General features: G+C 43.9%; 12 protein-coding genes, 2 tRNA genes and 5 rRNA genes. 15 read left to right on the top strand and 4 right to left on the bottom strand.

Annotated elements, in window-relative coordinates; translation table 11 throughout:
* The first annotated feature begins 235 nt into the window (after window positions 1-235).
* The 9 genes from JMX03_RS14020 to JMX03_RS13980 all read left to right on the top strand — a co-directional run bounded on the left by JMX03_RS14020 (window position 236) and on the right by JMX03_RS13980 (window position 11,554).
* Window positions 236-3,088 (top strand): 23S ribosomal RNA (locus JMX03_RS14020).
* A 116-nt stretch (window positions 3,089-3,204) separates the two neighbouring features.
* A 5S ribosomal RNA gene (gene rrf, locus JMX03_RS14015) occupies window positions 3,205-3,319 on the top strand.
* Window positions 3,320-4,310: 991 nt separating this feature from the next.
* Window positions 4,311-5,849, top strand: a 16S ribosomal RNA gene (locus tag JMX03_RS14010).
* Between the two features lie 158 nt (window positions 5,850-6,007).
* A tRNA-Ile gene (locus tag JMX03_RS14005) sits at window positions 6,008-6,084 on the top strand.
* Between the two features lie 7 nt (window positions 6,085-6,091).
* Window positions 6,092-6,167 (top strand) — tRNA-Ala (locus JMX03_RS14000).
* A 355-nt stretch (window positions 6,168-6,522) separates the two neighbouring features.
* Window positions 6,523-9,374 (top strand): 23S ribosomal RNA (locus JMX03_RS13995).
* A 116-nt stretch (window positions 9,375-9,490) separates the two neighbouring features.
* Window positions 9,491-9,605 (top strand): 5S ribosomal RNA (gene rrf, locus JMX03_RS13990).
* Together the 16S, 23S and 5S rRNA genes with 2 tRNA genes alongside form the textbook arrangement of a ribosomal RNA operon.
* 126 nt (window positions 9,606-9,731) lie before the next feature.
* The gene (locus tag JMX03_RS13985; RefSeq protein WP_201597532.1) at window positions 9,732-10,562 is read left to right on the top strand and encodes a TIR domain-containing protein; all 831 of its coding nucleotides are present in this window, start codon (window positions 9,732-9,734) and stop codon (window positions 10,560-10,562) included.
* Between the two features lie 167 nt (window positions 10,563-10,729).
* Window positions 10,730-11,554, top strand: coding sequence for a Shedu immune nuclease family protein (locus JMX03_RS13980; RefSeq protein WP_201597530.1), 825 nt, complete (start codon window positions 10,730-10,732; stop codon window positions 11,552-11,554).
* 121 nt (window positions 11,555-11,675) lie between these two features.
* Here JMX03_RS13980 and JMX03_RS13975 read toward each other — a convergent pair whose 3' ends face one another.
* The gene (locus JMX03_RS13975) at window positions 11,676-12,569 is read right to left on the bottom strand and encodes a pirin family protein (protein WP_201597520.1); all 894 of its coding nucleotides are present in this window, start codon (window positions 12,567-12,569) and stop codon (window positions 11,676-11,678) included.
* Between the two features lie 165 nt (window positions 12,570-12,734).
* Entirely contained in the window at window positions 12,735-12,995 is a 261-nt protein-coding gene (locus tag JMX03_RS13970; protein ID WP_201576816.1) for a DUF1289 domain-containing protein, read from the bottom strand.
* Between the two features lie 188 nt (window positions 12,996-13,183).
* On the opposite strand from JMX03_RS13970, the gene JMX03_RS13965 reads away from it, so the two are divergent.
* The 3 genes from JMX03_RS13965 (at window position 13,184) to JMX03_RS13955 (ending at window position 16,721) form a co-directional block, all read left to right on the top strand.
* Window positions 13,184-13,831, top strand: a complete 648-nt coding sequence (locus tag JMX03_RS13965) for a YqiA/YcfP family alpha/beta fold hydrolase (protein WP_201597518.1) — start codon at window positions 13,184-13,186, stop codon at window positions 13,829-13,831.
* Between the two features lie 155 nt (window positions 13,832-13,986).
* Window positions 13,987-15,876 carry a DNA topoisomerase IV subunit B gene (gene parE, locus JMX03_RS13960; RefSeq protein ID WP_201597516.1) on the top strand — a complete coding sequence of 630 codons (1,890 nt, stop codon included), beginning with the start codon at window positions 13,987-13,989 and terminating at the stop codon, window positions 15,874-15,876.
* 158 nt (window positions 15,877-16,034) lie between these two features.
* On the top strand, window positions 16,035-16,721 hold the full coding sequence (locus JMX03_RS13955; protein WP_201597514.1) for a lysophospholipid acyltransferase family protein: 687 nt from the start codon (window positions 16,035-16,037) through the stop codon (window positions 16,719-16,721).
* Between the two features lie 130 nt (window positions 16,722-16,851).
* Here JMX03_RS13955 and JMX03_RS13950 read toward each other — a convergent pair whose 3' ends face one another.
* The gene (locus tag JMX03_RS13950; RefSeq protein WP_201597513.1) at window positions 16,852-17,520 is read right to left on the bottom strand and encodes an SDR family NAD(P)-dependent oxidoreductase; all 669 of its coding nucleotides are present in this window, start codon (window positions 17,518-17,520) and stop codon (window positions 16,852-16,854) included.
* Between the two features lie 317 nt (window positions 17,521-17,837).
* Here JMX03_RS13950 and JMX03_RS13945 point away from each other — a divergent pair, with 317 nt between their 5' ends.
* Both JMX03_RS13945 and JMX03_RS13940 read left to right on the top strand, forming a co-directional pair.
* Window positions 17,838-19,067 (top strand): hypothetical protein, encoded by a 1,230-nt coding sequence (locus tag JMX03_RS13945; RefSeq protein WP_201597512.1) that lies wholly within the window; start codon window positions 17,838-17,840, stop codon window positions 19,065-19,067.
* A 16-nt stretch (window positions 19,068-19,083) separates the two neighbouring features.
* The gene (locus JMX03_RS13940) at window positions 19,084-19,305 is read left to right on the top strand and encodes a hypothetical protein (protein WP_201597511.1); all 222 of its coding nucleotides are present in this window, start codon (window positions 19,084-19,086) and stop codon (window positions 19,303-19,305) included.
* A gap of 92 nt (window positions 19,306-19,397) precedes the next feature.
* Here the strand turns inward: JMX03_RS13940 and JMX03_RS13935 are convergent, their stop codons facing one another.
* Window positions 19,398-21,053 carry a mechanosensitive ion channel gene (locus JMX03_RS13935; RefSeq protein WP_201597510.1) on the bottom strand — a complete coding sequence of 552 codons (1,656 nt, stop codon included), beginning with the start codon at window positions 21,051-21,053 and terminating at the stop codon, window positions 19,398-19,400.
* A gap of 436 nt (window positions 21,054-21,489) precedes the next feature.
* Between JMX03_RS13935 and JMX03_RS13930 the strand changes: the two genes are divergently transcribed.
* Window positions 21,490-22,221, top strand: a complete 732-nt coding sequence (locus JMX03_RS13930) for an FKBP-type peptidyl-prolyl cis-trans isomerase (RefSeq protein ID WP_201576834.1) — start codon at window positions 21,490-21,492, stop codon at window positions 22,219-22,221.
* Window positions 22,222-22,224 lie beyond the last annotated feature (3 nt).

Raw genomic sequence — 22,224 nt, 5'->3', positions numbered from 1 at the left:
GCACAGAGACTATTTAAAAACATAGATATGAGTCTGGGTTAGTGATGACATGTTCACGTGTCGTCATTAACCTTAATAACTCACTACTTAACGACATCAGTTGTTATCCCAGTAGTGAGTTATTAAAAAGTAAAGAGAACTGAATCAAGCGTAAACATAGGTGATATCGTTATAATTACGACAGACAACACTTAGTAATCAAACTCTTTAAGAGTAAGACTACTTGGGGTTGTATGGTCAAGTAATTAAGCGCACATGGTGGATGCCTTGGCAGTCAGAGGCGATGAAAGACGTGACAGCCTGCGATAAGCTTCGGGGAGGCGGCAATATCCTGTGATCCGGAGATTTCTGAATGGGGAAACCCACTTACCATAAGGTAGGTATCTTGTACTTGTACAAGAAGCGAACGAGGGGAAGTGAAACATCTCAGTACCCTTAGGAAGAGACATCAATTGAGATTCCCTAGTAGCGGCGAGCGAACGGGGAGAAGCCGATTAATGCTAATGTAGAAGAACAGCGTGGGAAAGCTGACCATAGTAGGTGATAGTCCTGTATTCGAAACATTAGCGTTAACATATTAAGTAGAGCGGGGCACGAGAAATCCTGTTTGAAGATGGGGGACCATCCTCCAAGGCTAAATACTCCTGACTGACCGATAGTGAACCAGTACCGTGAGGGAAAGGCGAAAAGAACCCCTGTGAGGGGAGTGAAATAGAACCTGAAACCGTGTGCGTACAAGCAGTGGGAGCCACCTTGCGTGGTGACCGCGTACCTTTGTATAATGGGTCAGCGACTTATATTCTGTAGCAAGGTTAACCATTTAGGGAGCCGTAGGGAAACCGAGTCTTAATAGGGCGTCTAGTTGCAGGGTATAGACCCGAAACCGAGTGATCTATCCATGAGCAGGTTGAAAGTGCCGTAACAGGCACCGGAGGACCGAACCCACTGTCGTTGAAAAGCCAGGGGATGACTTGTGGATAGGGGTGAAAGGCTAATCAAACTCGGTGATAGCTGGTTCTCCCCGAAAGCTATTTAGGTAGCGCCTCGGACGAACACCATTGGGGGTAGAGCACTGTTTCGGCTAGGGGGTCATACCGACTTACCAAACCGATGCAAACTCCGAATACCGATGAGTGATATCCGGGAGACACACAGTGGGTGCTAACGTCCATTGTGGAGAGGGAAACAACCCAGACCGCCAGCTAAGGCCCCAAATTCCTAGTTAAGTGGGAAACGAGGTGGGAAGGCATAGACAGCTAGGAGGTTGGCTTAGAAGCAGCCATCCTTTAAAGAAAGCGTAATAGCTCACTAGTCGAGTCGGCCCGCGCGGAAGATGTAACGGGGCTCAAACTAGGAGCCGAAGCTGCGGATTTGAATTTGTTTTCAAGTGGTAGGGGAGCGTTGTGTAAGCCTGTGAAGGTGTGTCGTAAGGCATGCTGGAGGTATCACAAGAGCGAATGCTGACGTGAGTAACGATAATGCGAGTGAAAAGCTCGCACGCCGGAAGATCAAGGGTTCCAGTCCAACGTTAATCGGGGCTGGGTGAGTCGACCCCTAAGGCGAGGCCGAAAGGCGTAGTCGATGGGAAATCGGTTAATATTCCGATACTTGTTTATGATGCGATGGAGGGACGGAGAAGGTTATGCCAGCCTGGCGATGGTTGTCCAGGTGGAAGGATGTAGGTTTATAGCTTAGGTAAATCCGGGCTATTTCATACCGAGATCTGATAGCAAGCTGTACTTGTACAGCGAAGTGGCAAATACCATGCTTCCAGGAAAAGCTTCTAAGCGATAGTCATAAACGAATCGTACCCTAAACCGACACAGGTGATCAGGTAGAGAATACCAAGGCGCTTGAGAGAACTCTGCTGAAGGAACTAGGCAAAATGGTACCGTAACTTCGGGAGAAGGTACGCTGCTGATGGTGAAGGACTTGCTCCGTAAGCTATTGGCAGTCGCAGATACCAGGCTGCTGCAACTGTTTATTAAAAACACAGCACTCTGCAAACACGAAAGTGGACGTATAGGGTGTGATGTCTGCCCGGTGCTGGAAGGTTAATTGATGGGGTTAGCGTAAGCGAAGCTCTTGATCGAAGCCCCAGTAAACGGCGGCCGTAACTATAACGGTCCTAAGGTAGCGAAATTCCTTGTCGGGTAAGTTCCGACCTGCACGAATGACATAATGATGGCAGCGCTGTCTCCAGCAGAGACTCAGTGAAATCGAAATCGCAGTGAAGATGCTGTGTACCCGCGGCTAGACGGAAAGACCCCGTGAACCTTTACTACAGCTTTACATTGAACTTTGACCTGACTTGTGCAGGATAGGTGGGAGGCTTTGAAGCAGACACGCTAGTGTTTGTGGAGCCAATCTTGAAATACCACCCTGGTCATGTCGGGGTTCTAACTCAGGTATAACAGTACCGAGGACAATGTATGGTGGGTAGTTTGACTGGGGCGGTCTCCTCCTAAAGAGTAACGGAGGAGTACGAAGGTGCGCTCAGAACGGTCGGAAATCGTTCATAGAGTATAAAGGCAAAAGCGCGCTTAACTGCGAGACCCACAAGTCGAGCAGGTACGAAAGTAGGTCTTAGTGATCCGGTGGTTCTGTATGGAAGGGCCATCGCTCAACGGATAAAAGGTACTCTGGGGATAACAGGCTGATACCGCCCAAGAGTTCATATCGACGGCGGTGTTTGGCACCTCGATGTCGGCTCATCTCATCCTAGGGCTGAAGCAGGTCCTAAGGGTATGGCTGTTCGCCATTTAAAGAGGTACGCGAGCTGGGTTTAGAACGTCGTGAGACAGTTCGGTCCCTATCTACCGTGGGCGTTGGAAATTTGAGAGGAGCTGCTCCTAGTACGAGAGGACCAGAGTGGACGAACCACTGGTGTTCGGGTTGTCATGCCAATGGCATTGCCCGGTAGCTACGTTCGGATGGGATAACCGCTGAAAGCATCTAAGCGGGAAGCCTACCTCAAGATAAGATTTCCCTAAAGAGCCGTTCAAGACTAGGACGTTGATAGGCAGGGTGTGGAAGCGCAGCGATGCGTGTAGCTAACCTGTACTAATTGCTCGTTTGGCTTGACCATACAACACCCAAGTGGTTTGTATACAAGTCTAATTATTTCGATATCACCTATTGCTTGATTCAGTCAAGTAGTGTGATAAGTCACATAAAACAACAGACTCATATCTAACCCCCTTTGCTGACGACAATAGCATGATGGAACCACCTGATCCCTTCTCGAACTCAGAAGTGAAACATCATAGCGCCGATGGTAGTGTGGCTCCGGCCATGTGAGAGTAGGTCATCGTCAGCTCTCTATTCCTAAAAAGCCCCCGCAACATTGTTGTGGGGGCTTTTTTTATGCGCGAGATTATAATTTAGAAGGTTCTGATTTATATCAAATACCCAGCATTGGCATTCCACTGCTGAGTAGATTTAAAGATACCTTTTTACTTACCTTCTCCTATAGTTGATGTAATCTCAGTCTAAGAAGACCAATCTTAGTTGTCATTTTTCTTTAACTGTTTAGCTGGATAGTCTTGTATCCAAATTAAATAATACTTTCATTGTATATCTCAAGAATAGATCTGCTTTATTGGGGTTTATGAAAATGAGCTATTTCAATCAGTTATAGTATATAAAAAATAAAAGCTAGTATTAGCTTGACCCCTATTAAAAGCGCGTATAATGCCACCCAGTCGAAAGGGAAGCGGGATTGAAGAATGGTTTATCATTCTAATAAACCGGATATTAGTCTAAAAGTTCAAGCCAACTGCTTAAGTAGTTGAACAAGAAACCTTTAAACTAAATAAAATTACCCCTTGACTTAAGTAATAAAGCGTCTATAATACGCAGCTCATTAAGATGAACCGGATTAACTTATATGTGAATTTACATATAACAAACCTGGCTAACTTATTGAAACAAATTATAAAAAAGCTTGACAAACCTAATCTTTATGATATGATAGTCGGCTCGCTAGTTAGGATTAACCAACAAGGTTAAAACGACTAGTGAAAGCAATACCCTATATAATCAACTACTGGACGACAGTAGCTTGACACTATTTAAAAGCATAACTAGAGAACAACTTGTGTGAATTTTTGCTGACACAGAATGCTATAAAATAAAGTTGTGAGACCTCGTTTATCTAGGGACATATAACTATAAAAATTATCATTCTTTAAGGCAAGAAAACTCAAAGTTAATTCATTACGAACATAATTTAGAGAGACGAGCCAGAAAAGAATGGGCCAAGAGTAGGAGTCATCTTACTATTTATAGTGAAGACTTCAAGCATGATTAAACTGAAGAGTTTGATCATGGCTCAGATTGAACGCTGGCGGCAGGCTTAACACATGCAAGTCGAGCGGTAACAGGAGAAGCTTGCTTCTCTCGCTGACGAGCGGCGGACGGGTGAGTAATACTTAGGAATCTACCTAGTAGTGGGGGATAGCTCGGGGAAACTCGAATTAATACCGCATACGACCTACGGGAGAAAGGGGGCAGTTTACTGCTCTCGCTATTAGATGAGCCTAAGTCGGATTAGCTAGATGGTGGGGTAAAGGCCTACCATGGCGACGATCTGTAGCTGGTCTGAGAGGATGATCAGCCACACCGGGACTGAGACACGGCCCGGACTCCTACGGGAGGCAGCAGTGGGGAATATTGGACAATGGGGGCAACCCTGATCCAGCCATGCCGCGTGTGTGAAGAAGGCCTTTTGGTTGTAAAGCACTTTAAGCAGTGAAGAAGACTCTAGGGTTAATACCCCTAGACGATGACATTAGCTGCAGAATAAGCACCGGCTAACTCTGTGCCAGCAGCCGCGGTAATACAGAGGGTGCAAGCGTTAATCGGAATTACTGGGCGTAAAGCGAGCGTAGGTGGCTTGATAAGTCAGATGTGAAATCCCGGGCTTAACCTGGGAACTGCATCTGATACTGTTGAGCTAGAGTAGGTGAGAGGGAAGTAGAATTCCAGGTGTAGCGGTGAAATGCGTAGAGATCTGGAGGAATACCGATGGCGAAGGCAGCTTCCTGGCATCATACTGACACTGAGGCTCGAAAGCGTGGGTAGCAAACAGGATTAGATACCCTGGTAGTCCACGCCGTAAACGATGTCTACTAGTCGTTGGGTCCCTTGAGGACTTAGTGACGCAGCTAACGCAATAAGTAGACCGCCTGGGGAGTACGGCCGCAAGGTTAAAACTCAAATGAATTGACGGGGGCCCGCACAAGCGGTGGAGCATGTGGTTTAATTCGATGCAACGCGAAGAACCTTACCTGGTCTTGACATATCTAGAATCCTGCAGAGATGCGGGAGTGCCTTCGGGAATTAGAATACAGGTGCTGCATGGCTGTCGTCAGCTCGTGTCGTGAGATGTTGGGTTAAGTCCCGCAACGAGCGCAACCCCTTTCCTTAGTTACCAGCGGGTTAAGCCGGGAACTCTAGGGATACTGCCAGTGACAAACTGGAGGAAGGCGGGGACGACGTCAAGTCATCATGGCCCTTACGACCAGGGCTACACACGTGCTACAATGGTAGGTACAGAGGGCAGCTACACAGCGATGTGATGCGAATCTTTTAAAGCCTATCGTAGTCCGGATTGGAGTCTGCAACTCGACTCCATGAAGTAGGAATCGCTAGTAATCGCGGATCAGAATGCCGCGGTGAATACGTTCCGGGCCTTGTACACACCGCCCGTCACACCATGGGAGTTGATTGCACCAGAAGTGGTTAGCCTAACCTTCGGGGAGGCGATCACCACGGTGTGGTTGATGACTGGGGTGAAGTCGTAACAAGGTAGCCGTAGGGGAACCTGCGGCTGGATCACCTCCTTATAGACGCATTCGGTCAGCAAGAATTCACAACAAGTTGTTCTTTAGTTTAGTTTATTAGCTTAGTATGTAAGGTACTGCTAGCCAAGCTTATAGAGAATCCTATTTAAAGGATTCTCCTTGCGAAGCTAAAAAGCAGTGCTTTTTTTACACGCTTCTCAGGGTCTGTAGCTCAGCTGGTTAGAGCACCGTGTTGATAACGCGGGGGTCAGTGGTTCAAGTCCACTTAGACCCACCATATATATGGGGCCATAGCTCAGTTGGTAGAGCGCCTGCCTTGCACGCAGGAGGTCAACGGTTCGACTCCGTTTGGCTCCACCACTATAAACGACATGCTTTAGATAGAATATTTAAATACGTATAAATAGAAACAAGTGATTCAGCCGAGACGGCATTGATTACTTCTTTCTGTTTTATACAGAATCTGTGACTTGACGAGAGCACAGAGACTATTTAAAAACATAGATATGAGTCTGGGTTAGTGATGACATGTTCACGTGTCGTCATTAACCTTAATAACTCACTACTTAACGACATCAGTTGTTATCCCAGTAGTGAGTTATTAAAAAAGTAAAGAGAACTGAATCAAGCGTAAACATAGGTGATATCGTTATAATTACGACAGACAACACTTAGTAATCAAACTCTTTAAGAGTAAGACTACTTGGGGTTGTATGGTCAAGTAATTAAGCGCACATGGTGGATGCCTTGGCAGTCAGAGGCGATGAAAGACGTGACAGCCTGCGATAAGCTTTCGGGGAGGCGGCAATATCCTGTGATCCGGAGATTTCTGAATGGGGAAACCCACTTACCATAAGGTAGGTATCTTGTACTTGTACAAGAAGCGAACGAGGGGAAGTGAAACATCTCAGTACCCTTAGGAAGAGACATCAATTGAGATTCCCTAGTAGCGGCGAGCGAACGGGGAGAAGCCGATTAATGCTAATGTAGAAGAACAGCGTGGGAAAGCTGACCATAGTAGGTGATAGTCCTGTATTCGAAACATTAGCGTTAACATATTAAGTAGAGCGGGGCACGAGAAATCCTGTTTGAAGATGGGGGACCATCCTCCAAGGCTAAATACTCCTGACTGACCGATAGTGAACCAGTACCGTGAGGGAAAGGCGAAAAGAACCCCTGTGGGGAGTGAAATAGAACCTGAAACCGTGTGCGTACAAGCAGTGGGAGCCACCTTGCGTGGTGACCGCGTACCTTTTGTATAATGGGTCAGCGACTTATATTCTGTAGCAAGGTTAACCATTTAGGGAGCCGTAGGGAAACCGAGTCTTAATAGGGCGTCTAGTTGCAGGGTATAGACCCGAAACCGAGTGATCTATCCATGAGCAGGTTGAAAGTGCCGTAACAGGCACCGGAGGACCGAACCCACTGTCGTTGAAAAGCCAGGGGATGACTTGTGGATAGGGGTGAAAGGCTAATCAAACTCGGTGATAGCTGGTTCTCCCCGAAAGCTATTTAGGTAGCGCCTCGGACGAACACCATTGGGGGTAGAGCACTGTTTCGGCTAGGGGGTCATACCGACTTACCAAACCGATGCAAACTCCGAATACCGATGAGTGATATCCGGGAGACACACAGTGGGTGCTAACGTCCATTGTGGAGAGGGAAACAACCCAGACCGCCAGCTAAGGCCCCAAATTCCTAGTTAAGTGGGAAACGAGGTGGGAAGGCATAGACAGCTAGGAGGTTGGCTTAGAAGCAGCCATCCTTTAAAGAAAGCGTAATAGCTCACTAGTCGAGTCGGCCCGCGCGGAAGATGTAACGGGGCTCAAACTAGGAGCCGAAGCTGCGGATTTGAATTTGTTTTCAAGTGGTAGGGGAGCGTTGTGTAAGCCTGTGAAGGTGTGTCGTAAGGCATGCTGGAGGTATCACAAGAGCGAATGCTGACGTGAGTAACGATAATGCGAGTGAAAAGCTCGCACGCCGGAAGATCAAGGGTTCCAGTCCAACGTTAATCGGGGCTGGGTGAGTCGACCCCTAAGGCGAGGCCGAAAGGCGTAGTCGATGGGAAATCGGTTAATATTCCGATACTTGTTTATGATGCGATGGAGGGACGGAGAAGGTTATGCCAGCCTGGCGATGGTTGTCCAGGTGGAAGGATGTAGGTTTATAGCTTAGGTAAATCCGGCTATTTCATACCGAGATCTGATAGCAAGCTGTACTTGTACAGCGAAGTGGCAAATACCATGCTTCCAGGAAAAGCTTCTAAGCGATAGTCATAAACGAATCGTACCCTAAACCGACACAGGTGATCAGGTAGAGAATACCAAGGCGCTTGAGAGAACTCTGCTGAAGGAACTAGGCAAAATGGTACCGTAACTTCGGGAGAAGGTACGCTGCTGATGGTGAAGGACTTGCTCCGTAAGCTATTGGCAGTCGCAGATACCAGGCTGCTGCAACTGTTTATTAAAAACACAGCACTCTGCAAACACGAAAGTGGACGTATAGGGTGTGATGTCTGCCCGGTGCTGGAAGGTTAATTGATGGGGTTAGCGTAAGCGAAGCTCTTGATCGAAGCCCCAGTAAACGGCGGCCGTAACTATAACGGTCCTAAGGTAGCGAAATTCCTTGTCGGGTAAGTTCCGACCTGCACGAATGACATAATGATGGCAGCGCTGTCTCCAGCAGAGACTCAGTGAAATCGAAATCGCAGTGAAGATGCTGTGTACCCGCGGCTAGACGGAAAGACCCCGTGAACCTTTACTACAGCTTTACATTGAACTTTGACCTGACTTGTGCAGGATAGGTGGGAGGCTTTGAAGCCGAGACGCTAGTCTCGGTGGAGCCAATCTTGAAATACCACCCTGGTCATGTTGGGGTTCTAACTCAGGTATAACAATACCGAGGACAATGTATGGTGGGTAGTTTGACTGGGGCGGTCTCCTCCTAAAGAGTAACGGAGGAGTACGAAGGTGCGCTCAGAACGGTCGGAAATCGGTCGTAGAGTATAAAGGCAAAAGCGCGCTTAACTGCGAGACCCACAAGTCGAGCAGGTACGAAAGTAGGTCTTAGTGATCCGGTGGTTCTGTATGGAAGGGCCATCGCTCAACGGATAAAAGGTACTCTGGGGATAACAGGCTGATACCGCCCAAGAGTTCATATCGACGGCGGTGTTTGGCACCTCGATGTCGGCTCATCTCATCCTAGGGCTGAAGCAGGTCCTAAGGGTATGGCTGTTCGCCATTTAAAGAGGTACGCGAGCTGGGTTTAGAACGTCGTGAGACAGTTCGGTCCCTATCTACCGTGGGCGTTGGAAATTTGAGAGGAGCTGCTCCTAGTACGAGAGGACCAGAGTGGACGAACCACTGGTGTTCGGGTTGTCATGCCAATGGCATTGCCCGGTAGCTACGTTCGGATGGGATAACCGCTGAAAGCATCTAAGCGGGAAGCCTACCTCAAGATAAGATTTCCCTAAAGAGCCGTTCAAGACTAGGACGTTGATAGGCAGGGTGTGGAAGCGCAGCGATGCGTGTAGCTAACCTGTACTAATTGCTCGTTTGGCTTGACCATACAACACCCAAGTGGTTTGTATACAAGTCTAATTATTTCGATATCACCTATTGCTTGATTCAGTCAAGTAGTGTGATAAGTCACATAAAACAACAGACTCATATCTAACCCCCTTTGCTGACGACAATAGCATGATGGAACCACCTGATCCCTTCTCGAACTCAGAAGTGAAACATCATAGCGCCGATGGTAGTGTGGCTCCGGCCATGTGAGAGTAGGTCATCGTCAGCTCTCTATTCCTAAAAAGCCCCCTCAATATTGTTGAGGGGGCTTTTTTTATGTGGCTTCCTATCCATTACTCAGCTTTCGTTGCTATACTTACTGTATTGTTACTATATAAAGTATGGAGGTCATAAGTTGAGAAAACCACGATTATTTATTGCTTCTTCAGTTGAAAGTATCCCAATTGCTGAAGCCGTTAATGTGAATCTAGATCATCAGTTTGAGGTTACTATTTGGACAGGTGGTACGTTTAAACTCTCATCTTCAACTATCGAAGATTTAGTTGAGAAGTCCTCTACTGTCGACTTTGCACTGTTTATTTTTGCGCCAGATGATGTAGCTGTAATTAGAGAGGAAAAACAACATATAGTTAGAGACAATGTAATATTTGAACTTGGTCTATTCGTTGGTGCTATTGGAAAGGAACGTTCTTTTATTCTTAAGCCTCGTGATATAGATATACATCTACCAACAGACTTATTAGGTGTGACTCCTGCTGACTATGATGCTAACCGTTCAGATGGTGATTTAGTTTCTGCAACTAATAGAGCTTGCTCATTAATCAAAACGGAAGCTGCTCGTTTAAGTATTTTAAATCGCTCTAGTCTTTCTGAATCAAGAGCAATTATTGCTAATCCATCAAATTACAAATTAAAAGAGCAAGATTATAAATTCTTAGCAACTTGCCTTCAAAGTTACGTTGCTGATCCGATTGGTTTACCGTTTCATAGAATATTTAATAATTTCCGTGGAGTGGATGAATCAGTTATTCAATTATCACTTATTAAGCTGGAACGTATGGGGCTAATAAGTAAGTCTATAGAAACAGATCATCAAGATGGTTACGATTTTTATGCATACTCAATTACTGAGCTAGGTGTAGATGAGCTTCTAAGCAATGAAGAAGTTCTTCAATCTAAAATATCTAAGCCAGTGGATAATCTCCCTGATAATGTTCCATTTTAATACTAGTAAGTTGCTACTGATTACTGAGTTTCAATTAAATTCTTATAAAAATTAAGACAAGCTTGAATTAATAATCAAATCAGACTTGAATATAGTGCAGTGTAAAATATTCAAATTTTCATAATATATTAGTTAGCTTAATAATATTTTCTAAGGCAAAACTTCTTATGACTTTAGATTTTGACGAAAAGCTAGAAAAGGATTTTATAGATATTTTAGATTCACCTCCTCCTACGGGTAAGAAAAAAGAGTTAATAATACATGAATTTCTAGAAAAAAATCCAGAATTAATTCCTACACCTAATCTATTGAATCATCATCTTCATTTTGGTGTAGTAATATCAAAATTTCCTTTAGATACATCTTTGGAAACTGATTATGTCTATTTAACAAAGAGTTCCGATACATGGATAGTAACTTTCGTTGAGTTAGAAATTCCAGATAAGAAACTCTTTACAAATAATAAGAAGCAAGTTGATACTTCCTCTGAGTTTAATAAAGCCATTGCTCAAGTTAGGTCGTGGCAAGTTTTCGTAGAAGATAATAAAGCTGAAGTACTCCGTAGACTTGAGCCTATTTTTCATCCTTTTCTCATGAGAAGAAACCCAGTTGAGTTTAATTATCAGCTAGTAATTGGACGATCTGAAGAAAAGAATAGCTCACCTGAAAGAATGAGGGTATTAGCTCGTCTTCGGAAAGAAACTGGTATTGATATTATGACTTACGACACGCTTCTTAATTATTACAGGCATTCAGAAAGATATAAAAAGAATATAATTTCCTTATCAAAGAATAAAATGCAGTTTAAATATATTCATACAGAATCAACAATGCTGTTCAGCTACGTTAGTAAAGATGACTTTATACTGACTTTAGAAGAAAAAGAGTACTTTAGGTCAAAAGGTTATGAAATAGAGGAGTGGGAAAAAGGCAATTCACTAGCTGTTAATGGTAAGTATACTATGGCACACTTTAGTAAAAAAAGAAAATAAAAGAGTCTGTCTGACATGCCTGACTTGTAGTTCAAACCAATATTCATAATCTTTCCCACAAAAAAAAGCCCATATTAGCGAACTAATACGGGCTTTAACATCCAGTAAAGTATCTAATAAACTAAGCCCCTTCACCAAACTTACCACTTTGGAAATCAGTGACCGCTTGCATGATTTCTTGCTGACTGTTCATCACAAAAGGACCGTATTGCACAATCGGCTCGCGTAGTGGCCGACCCGTAATGAAAATCACTTTGGTATCCTCACTACTATCGGCTGTGATAGTGACGCCATCAGTATCAGCGTTATTTGCGAGAATAGCCATGGTCTTAGTCGGCACTTCTCGACCTTCAATATCCACTTTACCGCGATACACAAAGGCAAACGCATTGTGGTCGGCTGGAATGGCCTGACTAAAGCTAGACCCTGCTGGTAGATGGATATCCAAATAAGTCGGCTCAGTGATTTCGCGCGTCACTGCACCTTCTACGCCATGGGACGTACCCGCAATGACAGTAACATCTACGCCGTCTTCTGTTGTGTATTTAGGCAAGTCATCACTCTGGAAGTCTTTATACCAAGGGTCATTCATTTTATCTTTGGCAGGTAGATTGAGCCAAAGTTGGAAACCTTCCATCTCTCCGTCTTCTTGTTCAGGCAGCTCTGAATGAATGACACCGCTAGCAGCGGTCATCCACTGTACCCCGCCATTTTGTAATAACCCTTCGTTACCAGCACTGTCGCGATGACGCATACGGCCAGTAATCATATAGGTAATGGTTTCAAAGCCGCGATGCGGGTGATTAGGGAAACCGGCGATATAATCATCTGGATTATCGCTTTTAAAGTTATCCAACATCAAATACGGGTCGAGGCGTTTTTGTAGCTGCTGCGTGAGTACGCGAGTGAGCTTAACACCCGCGCCGTCTTGGGTATCTACCCCAGCATACAGCTCTTGCACTTGACGTGATTGGGTGACTTTATCTTTTACGCTATTCGCTATGTTGTCATTCATTATTCTCTCCTGCTTTTTTTAACAATAGTTGATAACAGTTTTGTTTTATCAATCTTCAGTTAACTATTTTGAGGGTGGAGATATAAATTTCAATAGGGGATTGTGTAGTAAATTTACATTGATACTAGTACTTATTAATCAGAAGTTAAGTCTTTCCTTTATCTATTAAAATAGCTCACCTGTTTCCACTACTTCTTCAAAATCAAATCCTAACTGCTCGCCTTTACGTTGTCTCATCTGCTCGATACGTTGCCTGCGACCAGAGACTAGCCGTAGCACCTCACGACGCTGCTCTGTAGTCATGTTATGCCATAACTGACGCTCAGGGCGACTGCGTAAGCAGCCAAAGCAATAGCCTCTTTTATTGCTTTGGCAGACACCAATACATGGATTGGCAATCTCGAACAGCTCAAACTGTTGATTCATGGCGGCTCCATCGCTACTCTCGTCATTCCTTGGACTTGCATCATATTATTGTCACAATACTATTATGTCGCAAATACTGAATAATAGTGTGCCATATAATTATTACTGTTTTTGCTGAGCCAGTGCTATGCTTAGCGCTTATCGTCTATATATAGCAATCATAACAAAATTAATAAGTGAGATAATAGGTGAACATTATTTATATTCATGGGTTAGACAGTGGTGCTAACTCTACCAAAGGGATATTGTTAGAAAACTATTGTCAGCAGTATCATCCTGATATCAATGTAGTGCGCCCTGATTTAAATAAGACACCTGATCAGGTTTTCAGGCAAATACTGTCATTAATCGAAAGTTTAAATAATAATGATGATGCGCAGCTTGAAACCTCAAATATGGTATTGGTAGGCAGTTCATTGGGTGGTTATTTTTCTACCTTAGTTAGCAATCATATAGACTGCCCAGCGTTATTATTAAATCCTAGTACTCAGCCGCATGTTACTTTGCAGCGTTTTGCTGATGAGTCGATATTAGCTCGCAATGACAGGAATGAAGTATCCACAAACAAGGTTCTTTATACGACAGCAGGTGGTTGGAATATCACTTATTCAGATTTGCAGTGGTTTGCAGAGCATCAGCTAGCAGCTGTTAATTATCCTAATAAAATCGCTGTACTAATTAAAGAAGGCGATGAGTTGCTTGATCCTAATTTATCTGCCAAGTTCTATCAACAACATGGCGCTAAGGTGATTTTACAAGCAGAGGGCGATCATCGATTTAGTGACTTCGGCGAGCAATTACCGATGGTGATTGATATGCTACGGCAGTTGCTTTAGGTTTATATAAAACAGGCATAAAAACTGCTATATAAAGAAACGGTAATAAACGACATTAGATGACGTAAGCGACTGACTATTAACGTCAACGTCGCTGTTTTTCGTTATAATGGTTTAATAGATTTAATTGTACGTAAATATTCAAGGATGCATTTGTGAGTCAATATAATGCGCAATCGTTAGAAGTTTTAGAAGGACTTGAGCCAGTTCGTCGTCGCCCAGGTATGTATACCGATACCACACGTCCTAACCATTTGGCACAAGAGGTGATTGATAACTCAGTTGATGAAGCACTGGCTGGTTATGCAAAAACTATTAAGGTGCAATTGCACGAAGACGGCTCGTTGTCCGTAGAAGACGATGGTCGCGGTATGCCAACCGATATTCACCCTGAATTTAATCAATCTGGTATTGAGATCATATTGACGCGCTTGCATGCTGGCGGTAAGTTTTCGACATCAAATTATCAAGTTTCAGGCGGTCTGCATGGAGTTGGTATCTCAGTCGTTAACGCGCTCTCAACGCGAGTTGAAGTCACCGTGTGGCGAGATGGTACCCAGTTTGATATGGTGCTTGAAAATGGCGCACCCGTGACACCGTTGACGGAGTCCGTCAGCTCAAACAAGCGTAAGCGTGGTACGAGAGTGCGCTTTTGGGCGGATAGCAGCTTCTTTGATACGCCTAAGTTTAATATCAAGCAGCTCAAGCACAATCTAAAAGCCAAGGCGGTATTGGCAGCAGGGCTGATCATTGAGTTTGTTGATGACATCCATAATGAAAAGGTTGTATGGCAGTTCACTGATGGGGTCGTTGAGTATTTAACAGAGCAGCTCGATGGGCTTGAAACTTTGCCGCCCGAACCCTTTTATTACAATCATGATGCCAAAGATGGTGAGCGTGCAGGTATTACTTTTGCCTTATCTTGGTTACCTGAAGGTGGCACGCCTATTCAAGAAAGCTATGTAAACCTGATTCCGACTGCTCAAGGTGGTACGCACGTCAATGGCTTGCGCACGGGCATCTTAGAGGCGTTACGCGAGTTTTGTGATATCCATAATTTATTGCCACGTAGCGTCAAGCTGACGGCAGAAGATGTCTGGGATGGGGTGAACTATATCTTGTCGCTTAAGTTTTCAGAGCCGCAGTTTTCTGGACAAACCAAAGAGCGTTTATCTAGCCGAGAAGCTGCTGGAGCGGTGCAGACTTTGGCCAAAGATGCCTTTAGCTTGTGGTTAAATCAGCACGCAGATATAGGTACCCAAATTGCAGAGCTGGCGATCAATAAAGCGGGTCGTCGATTAAAATCTGCCAAAAAAGTGGCACGAAAAAAAATCACGCAAGGTCCTGCATTACCAGGTAAGTTGGCTGATTGTCGTGGTAATTTGCGTGATGGCGCAGAGTTGTTTTTAGTAGAAGGGGACTCTGCTGGCGGTAGTGCGAAACAAGCGCGTGATCGTCATTATCAAGCGATACTACCGCTACGTGGTAAGATTCTAAATACGTGGGAAGTATCCTCCGATACGGTGCTATCTAGCCAAGAAATTCATGATATCGCCATCGCTATCGGTGTTGACCCTGCTTCTGATGATTTGTCTGAGCTGCGCTACGATAAAATATGTATTTTGGCGGATGCTGACTCTGATGGTCTGCATATTGCGACCCTCATCTGTGCTTTGTTCGTCAAGCATTTCCCAGCACTCGTGGATGCTGGACATTTATTTGTGGCGATGCCGCCATTGTACCGCGTGGATGTGGGTCGTGAGGTGCATTATGCCTTAGATGAGCCTGAGCTTGAACATATTTTAGCGGGCGTTCCTGGTAATAAAAAAGCGCAAATCACTCGCTTTAAGGGCTTGGGTGAGATGAGTGCAGAGCAGCTACGTGAGACTACCATGAACCGTGATACACGTCGTCTGGTGCAGCTCGATATGGACGATATGGTATTGACCAATAGCGTGATGGATATGCTACTGGCCAAAAAACGCGCTGCTGATCGCAAGTCGTGGCTTGAGAGCAAAGGTAACTTGGCAGATATTCCTTTATGAGTGCTGGTTAATAACAGCAGGTCATATGTGTTGATATTGCTATCTTGGTTTATAACCTGTGGACGAATCATAACCTTATAAAAGGCTGCAAAAGTGGGTCTAGTGGCGCTAGGTTAATGTTATGATACCGATACCTTTAATTATTATGCGGTGCCGTTATGACATCCAAAACTACCAAATCCTCTAAGCTATCGTCTAAATTTCCATCTAAGCTTCCTAAGCTTCAGAAAAAAGATTTAGGTAACCTAGTACCAAAACGTGGTAATAAACTGGCTCCCACTGTGGCGTCGGCTTTGTTAAAGGCATCTGGTTGGCGTACGGTTGGAGAAATTCCAAATATTTCGCAAGCAGTCGTTTTGGCGCTGCCGCATACTTCCAATATTGATGGTATTTATGCTATTCCTAGCTTGTTTGCGCTAGACTTAAAGATCAGTATCATGGGCAAACATACTTTATTTAAAATACCAGTGTTTGCTCAGCTACTGCGCTGGATAGGTATTATTCCTATTGATCGTGGTAACAAAGGCTCAGTATTGCAAGCCAGTATTGATAAATTCAAGACAGGAAATCCGTTGTTTTTAGGGCTGTCACCAGAAGGGACGCGTGAGTATACTGAAAAATGGCGAACGGGCTTTTATTATTTAGCCGTTGGCGCTGGGGTGCCTATACTGCCGGTAGCAATGGACTACAAAACCAGAGAGATACATTTTATGCCGTTGGTATATCCTAGTGGCGATATTGAGGTTGATTTACCGAAAATATATGCTCATTACCGAGGTGTTGTCCCAAGATATCCTGAACGTCTATCGCAGCCACTACAGGATGTGAATAAACTGCTTGATTGATGTTTGATTAATTCATAACAACTTTCGCTGAGACAGTAGTTAATGTATTCATAATTAAAAACCCCCTCACATTAAAATGTTAGGGGGTTTTTATCTGTGGCTTATAGAGTCTGGTTAGCTTTTAAAAGCACTAACTTCTTAAAGCGCTAACTCCGCCATCGACAGGTAGGCTAATGCCAGTGATCATTGCCGCATCATCACTTGCCAAAAACAAAACAGCGTCTGTCACGTTAGCAGGTGTTGCTGTTTTTCCAAGCGGGCAGTGGGTCACAAAAGGGTTGTGACTGTTATCCGTTGTAACTAAACCAGCAACGACTGCATTGATACGTACACCCTTTGGGGCGTTTTCTAAAGCCAGTGCTTTGGTGATGCCCGTCAAGCTGTCTTGTTCCGCATTGTAGGCTTCTATACTCCAATCATTTGGCATATCCGTTAGCGTTGATACATTGACGATATTACCTTTCGTTTTTATCAGTTCTGGAATGACAGACTGGTGAATACCGACTTCAGTATCTATATTTACCATCACGTCAATACGTTCATACTTATCCAGCACATGCTTTATCAATCCTGCAATTTGGACTGGTTCATTGACATCGCTGGTTACGGTAAGGTGATTACCTGTATTTATCCATGTAGTATCCTGTGGCAGGTCTTCATAGATATACTCTAAGATGTCATGATTGATGCCGACAAGTACACAATTAGCGCCTTCTCTGGCGAGCCTAATCGCAGTTGTACGACCAATATCTGAATCTGCACCAGTGATAATAACGGCTTTATCATTAAAACGTTTCATGACATTCAATCCTTGCTATCATAAGATTATAAGTATGTATGGTAAGTCTAATCAGCATGGCTTCGAATATGGTTTCAAGCAGTTTTTATGTTATAAAGCCTGAACCATGCTGCTACCTCTTTCTTTCATCATAGCAAGTCAAAGCTCTGAAAGCGACAGGAAAGCGCTTGTGTCTGGTGGTCTTTTATTATGGCCGCGCTTACAAGTATCTACATAGGTACATATGTGGCTACTTATACCCGCGTAAATCTTTTTGTTTATGCTTTAATAAAAACCAATACCTACTGATATCTAGCTAATAATAAGAGGCTTGTATTGTGCCCGATTCTAGTATTACATCACCTGATCTGACAGCTACTAATAATGAGCTTAGCTATTATTTACAAGTAGATGCGCCAGAAATCGACTTACCCGCACCGCTTGCGCTAGATATTCCGCACACCTCTCAGCAGTGCTTTTATATATTGCCATTAGGCAAACTGCAATTGCTAGAGCTGACAATATATTTGTCCGCTGCTGCTACTAGTGATGATATCGAAGCAGCGCGTGTCTCTGCTCTCAAGTCTGCATTAGCTTGGCAGAAACATGGTTTGCAAAGAAATAAAGAAAGCGATTTTGATACCGCTGAAGTGCTCATACTCGATATCCAGCTGATAGATGAAACCTTAGCTATTGCTTGCGGTAGCGAGGAGAAAGGCGATGCTGAAAAAGCGTATGAGCAAAAAAGCGCAGCACTGCAGATGACATCCATGCCACATAGCTTCGGCGCAGGCTACTTTATGGAAGAGTTGGTATTGGATATCAACGATGACACACAGGTGCTACAGGTATTTAGTTGGCAAGACTGGCAGATGCTTGTTGCGACTGCTCAGACTCCCAGTGACATTTGGCGATTTTTGAGATATCACTTAACAGAAATAAGGCAATCATCTATTACGGGCATGTCCAGATTTGATACCGAAGACGAGCTCATCAAACGCTTTATGGGCAGTGCTGATTTATTTTCACAGGCTATCACTGTAGACAATGCATTGATTAAATATGGTATTCAGGATGAGCCAAACTCTGCTCTGGTTACGATGAGTCTTGCGCAAGAGCGTAAAAATGCGACGACGCAGATGTATCATGAACATAGGCTGCAGGCTGCAAAATTATGGTCACAGCTCAGTATGCAGATGGTTGATTTGGCAGCCACAAAGCCTATACAAGAAGAAGTGAGTGAAACAGCGAGGCTCAGATCTCAGTGGCAACAGCAGTTGTTAGACGAGTCGTTATTTTCACGTCATGAACTGGTTCGTACCCTGTATATGTATCCTAAGCAGTCGCATGCGATGAGAGAGAGTGGCTATGTGGTTCATCAGCACTCTTATGAAAGTCTGGGCCGGCACTATGTGTTGATATTCTATGGCAAGACCGCTGATGGACAACAGAGTAAAGCTGCCATTCAGCCTAATTTACAGAAGGTGGCAGGCACAAGATGTCGCCACACGCTTACCGCTAGCAGAGCTACATCATGTGATCGTATTGGGCATAGAGTTTGTATCTGATGCGGCTGACACTTATATGGATATTGATTTGTGGATTCAGCCTGTGTCTCCAATGAGTCAAAAAGAGCGTCAACTCACTAAGCAGCTACAGAGAATGCGTCAACAGCAAAGCCGTCAGACTAAAGCATCTGCTCAAAAGAGTGTTTCTCATAGGTCGCTCTCTACTAAGACGCCAATACAGCACACATTAGAAGGTATGCAGATGAATATAAAAGTGCCATCTCGTGACGATGAATAAAGAGCTATATCTGATATGAAGTCTGAAATATATCGCAAAAAAAAAGACAGCCTAGGCTGTCTTTTTATTGCGAATAGCTTACTGATTAAGACTTAGTTTAAGCCGTTATTGTCGTCACTATTTTCGACATGAGTAATATCTACAGCGTCAGTACCTATTTTATTGGTATCGACTGTGTCTGTACGCAAGTCGCTAGTCGTTGTGCTGGTAGCGGCAGGTGTATTATCACGAACTGAATCAGCGACTTTGTCTTTGGTCGTTGAGCTAGGCTCAAGCGCAGGCTTTGCTTTTGCTTCAGTTTGTTCTTTATCCATCTTATCTTGCATCTTACGTAGGAAGCGTGCTGCTGCTTCTTGACCACCAAGACCAAATGATAGAGCGAATGCAACGGCTACTGCACCCAATGTTAGACCAAATGCTAGGTTAACAATAGAATCAGCAATACCCATCGCCTTTAGACCCATGGCAAGTACTAAGCCCATGATCAGTACACGTACGATGTTTGCTAGGAACTGTGAGCCTTGTTCAGAGCGCTCAACGACACCAGCAATGATATTGGCAAGCCAAAAACCAATGAATAGGATAATCGCGCCTAAAATGATGTTGGCACCAAAAGCAATGAACATCGTGATGATGGCTGAGATAGGTTCAAAACCTAATAGATCAGCAGCTGCGATAGAGGCAAATAACATTGCGAAGAAGATAATCGCATAACCAACTAGGTCAGAGACTCTCTTATCGCCCATGGTTTCTTGTAGGCCAACTTTGGCAGGCAATTGATTGATCTGAGTGTTTTCGATCAAGCCTTTGATGATGTTAGCAATCATACGTACTACATAGAAAGTCACAACCAAGATAGCTGCTGCCATAAAGATGTTTGGCAGTGCTTCCATGATTTTATTGAGCATGTTGGTTGCAGGACGTGCGATGACTTCAATTTTTAGAGCATTCAATGCAGCGATAGTCGTTGGAATAATGACTACTAAAAATGCTAAAGAACCTGCGATATTAGGTAAGCTGTTTTGCTCACTTACGCCAGCTTTTGTAGCAAGTGACTGCACATCAAAGGTAGAAACTAAGTTGGTAACGATGCCGCGTACGACTTTGGCGATGATATAACCCACCACAAAGACCACACCAGCAATAAGAATGTTAGGGATAAAGCTAAATATTTTATCAACCATATTGCTTAGTGGTGCGAATAAACCATCAAGCTCTAATTGACCTAGAACCATCGTCAATACAACCAATAAGATGAACCAATAAACCATATCAGCAATCGTGTTACTCATAGGTTTGACGCCAGCTTGTGCGCTTAAGCGTTCATCCATTGAGGTTTTTGATAAGGCAGTGTTAAGCGCAGTACGTGCGACAGTAGCAATGACCCAACCGATGACACCAACAGCGATAGCGCCGATGAGGTTAGGAATAAATACCAGTACTTGGTTCACCATATTGGCAAACGGTGCTGAAATAGAGTTTAAGTTTAACTGGGTCAGCGCGCCTGAAATGGCAATAATAAAGATAAACCAGAAGATAACTTTAGAAATAATACCCTCTAGGTCGTAACTTTTACCCGTTGACGAGTTCATGCGCTGATTGAGATTGACCTTGGCCAATACATTGCGTACAAGCGCTGCAATACCAAGCGCGACCAGCCAACCGATGACGAAAATCAAAATGGCTCCAATGATGGAACCGATAGGTCCACCAAGGTAGCCATTGAAAGATGCAAACATTGGATTCATCTTATGCTCCTCTAAGTATCATGTGACAGTGGTGAGATATGATGTGTTCACAAAACAGCATACACATGACTATTTAAAAATAATGTTGTTGTAATTGCAATAGATCGCTCATGTAGTAAGTAAAGGTTTATAGGTAGTGCAAATATAAAATTTGCTTATGAAATAAAGGTTTATGCTCAAGAACCTACCAGTTGCTTACCACACATAACGATTTAGCTTAACTGATATAATAGTGTAGTTAAAGATAGAAAGCTTAACCTCACGCTATAATTGTGTGATAAGTTGTTATTTTAGAGATAAATATTAACAAAGACTGTACATTGAACGGATAATTTTTTCGTAATCGTGGCTCCTAAAACCAGTATTTGTTATGATGGCAACCAAATCAAACCATGAAAATGTTTTTACCACTCGTTTTTCAACTTGAGAGTATTCTATGAAAAAAATCACCACTTTAACCATCAGTGCGCTAGCCAGTGCTATGCTATTAGTGACAGGCTGTAGTACCAATAATGGCAATCAAGAAAGCGCTGCAAAAAGCGTTTCGGTTACTGAGCAAAGCTCAGCGACAGAAAAAGTAGGCTATAGCCTAGGCTTTATGATGGCAGAAGGTAATAAAGAGGCCGTACAAGACTTAAATCTTGATACTTTTGAACAAGGCTTCCGCGATGGCTATGAAGGCAAAGAGTCTGCTTTGACCCAAGAACAGATGGAAGAAGTGCTCATGACCTATCAACAAGAGCAAGAAGAGAAGTTTGTACAAGATATGCAGACCAAAGCCGAAGATAATAAAGCTAAAGGCGAAGCATTCTTAGCAGAAAACGCTAAAAAAGAAGGCGTGCAAGTCACTGATACAGGCTTACAGTATAAAGTGTTAGAAGCGGGTACTGGTAAATCACCAAAAGCGACGGACATCGTTGAAGTCAACTACGAAGGTAAGCTGATTGATGGTACGGTATTCGACAGCTCTTATGAGCGCGGTGAGCCTATCGAGTTCCCATTGAACCAAGTCATCGCAGGCTGGACAGAAGGTCTACAGTTGATGAAAGAGGGCGGTAAATACGAGTTCTATATCCCAGCAGACATCGCTTATGGCGAAGCAGGTAATGCGGGTATCGAGCCAAACAGCACGCTAATCTTTACCGTTGAGCTGCTATCAGTAAAATAAAAC

This window comes from Psychrobacter fulvigenes (assembly GCF_904846155.1).
Classification (GTDB): domain Bacteria; phylum Pseudomonadota; class Gammaproteobacteria; order Pseudomonadales; family Moraxellaceae; genus Psychrobacter; species Psychrobacter fulvigenes.
This window is presented reverse-complemented; position numbering and strand designations above follow the sequence as displayed.

Bases quoted from the DNA above. Each gene is read 5' to 3' on its own strand.
- JMX03_RS13940 (WP_201597511.1), top strand. From the start codon at position 19,084: ATGGATATTGATTTGTGGATTCAGCCTGTGTCTCCAATGAGTCAAAAA.
- JMX03_RS13970 (WP_201576816.1), bottom strand. From the start codon at position 12,995: ATGAATCAACAGTTTGAGCTGTTCGAGATTGCCAATCCATGTATTGGT.
- JMX03_RS13980 (WP_201597530.1), top strand. From the start codon at position 10,730: ATGACTTTAGATTTTGACGAAAAGCTAGAAAAGGATTTTATAGATATT.
- JMX03_RS13955 (WP_201597514.1), top strand. From the start codon at position 16,035: ATGACATCCAAAACTACCAAATCCTCTAAGCTATCGTCTAAATTTCCA.
- JMX03_RS13930 (WP_201576834.1), top strand. From the start codon at position 21,490: ATGAAAAAAATCACCACTTTAACCATCAGTGCGCTAGCCAGTGCTATG.
- JMX03_RS13950 (WP_201597513.1), bottom strand. From the start codon at position 17,520: ATGAAACGTTTTAATGATAAAGCCGTTATTATCACTGGTGCAGATTCA.
- JMX03_RS13935 (WP_201597510.1), bottom strand. From the start codon at position 21,053: ATGAATCCAATGTTTGCATCTTTCAATGGCTACCTTGGTGGACCTATC.
- JMX03_RS13975 (WP_201597520.1), bottom strand. From the start codon at position 12,569: ATGAATGACAACATAGCGAATAGCGTAAAAGATAAAGTCACCCAATCA.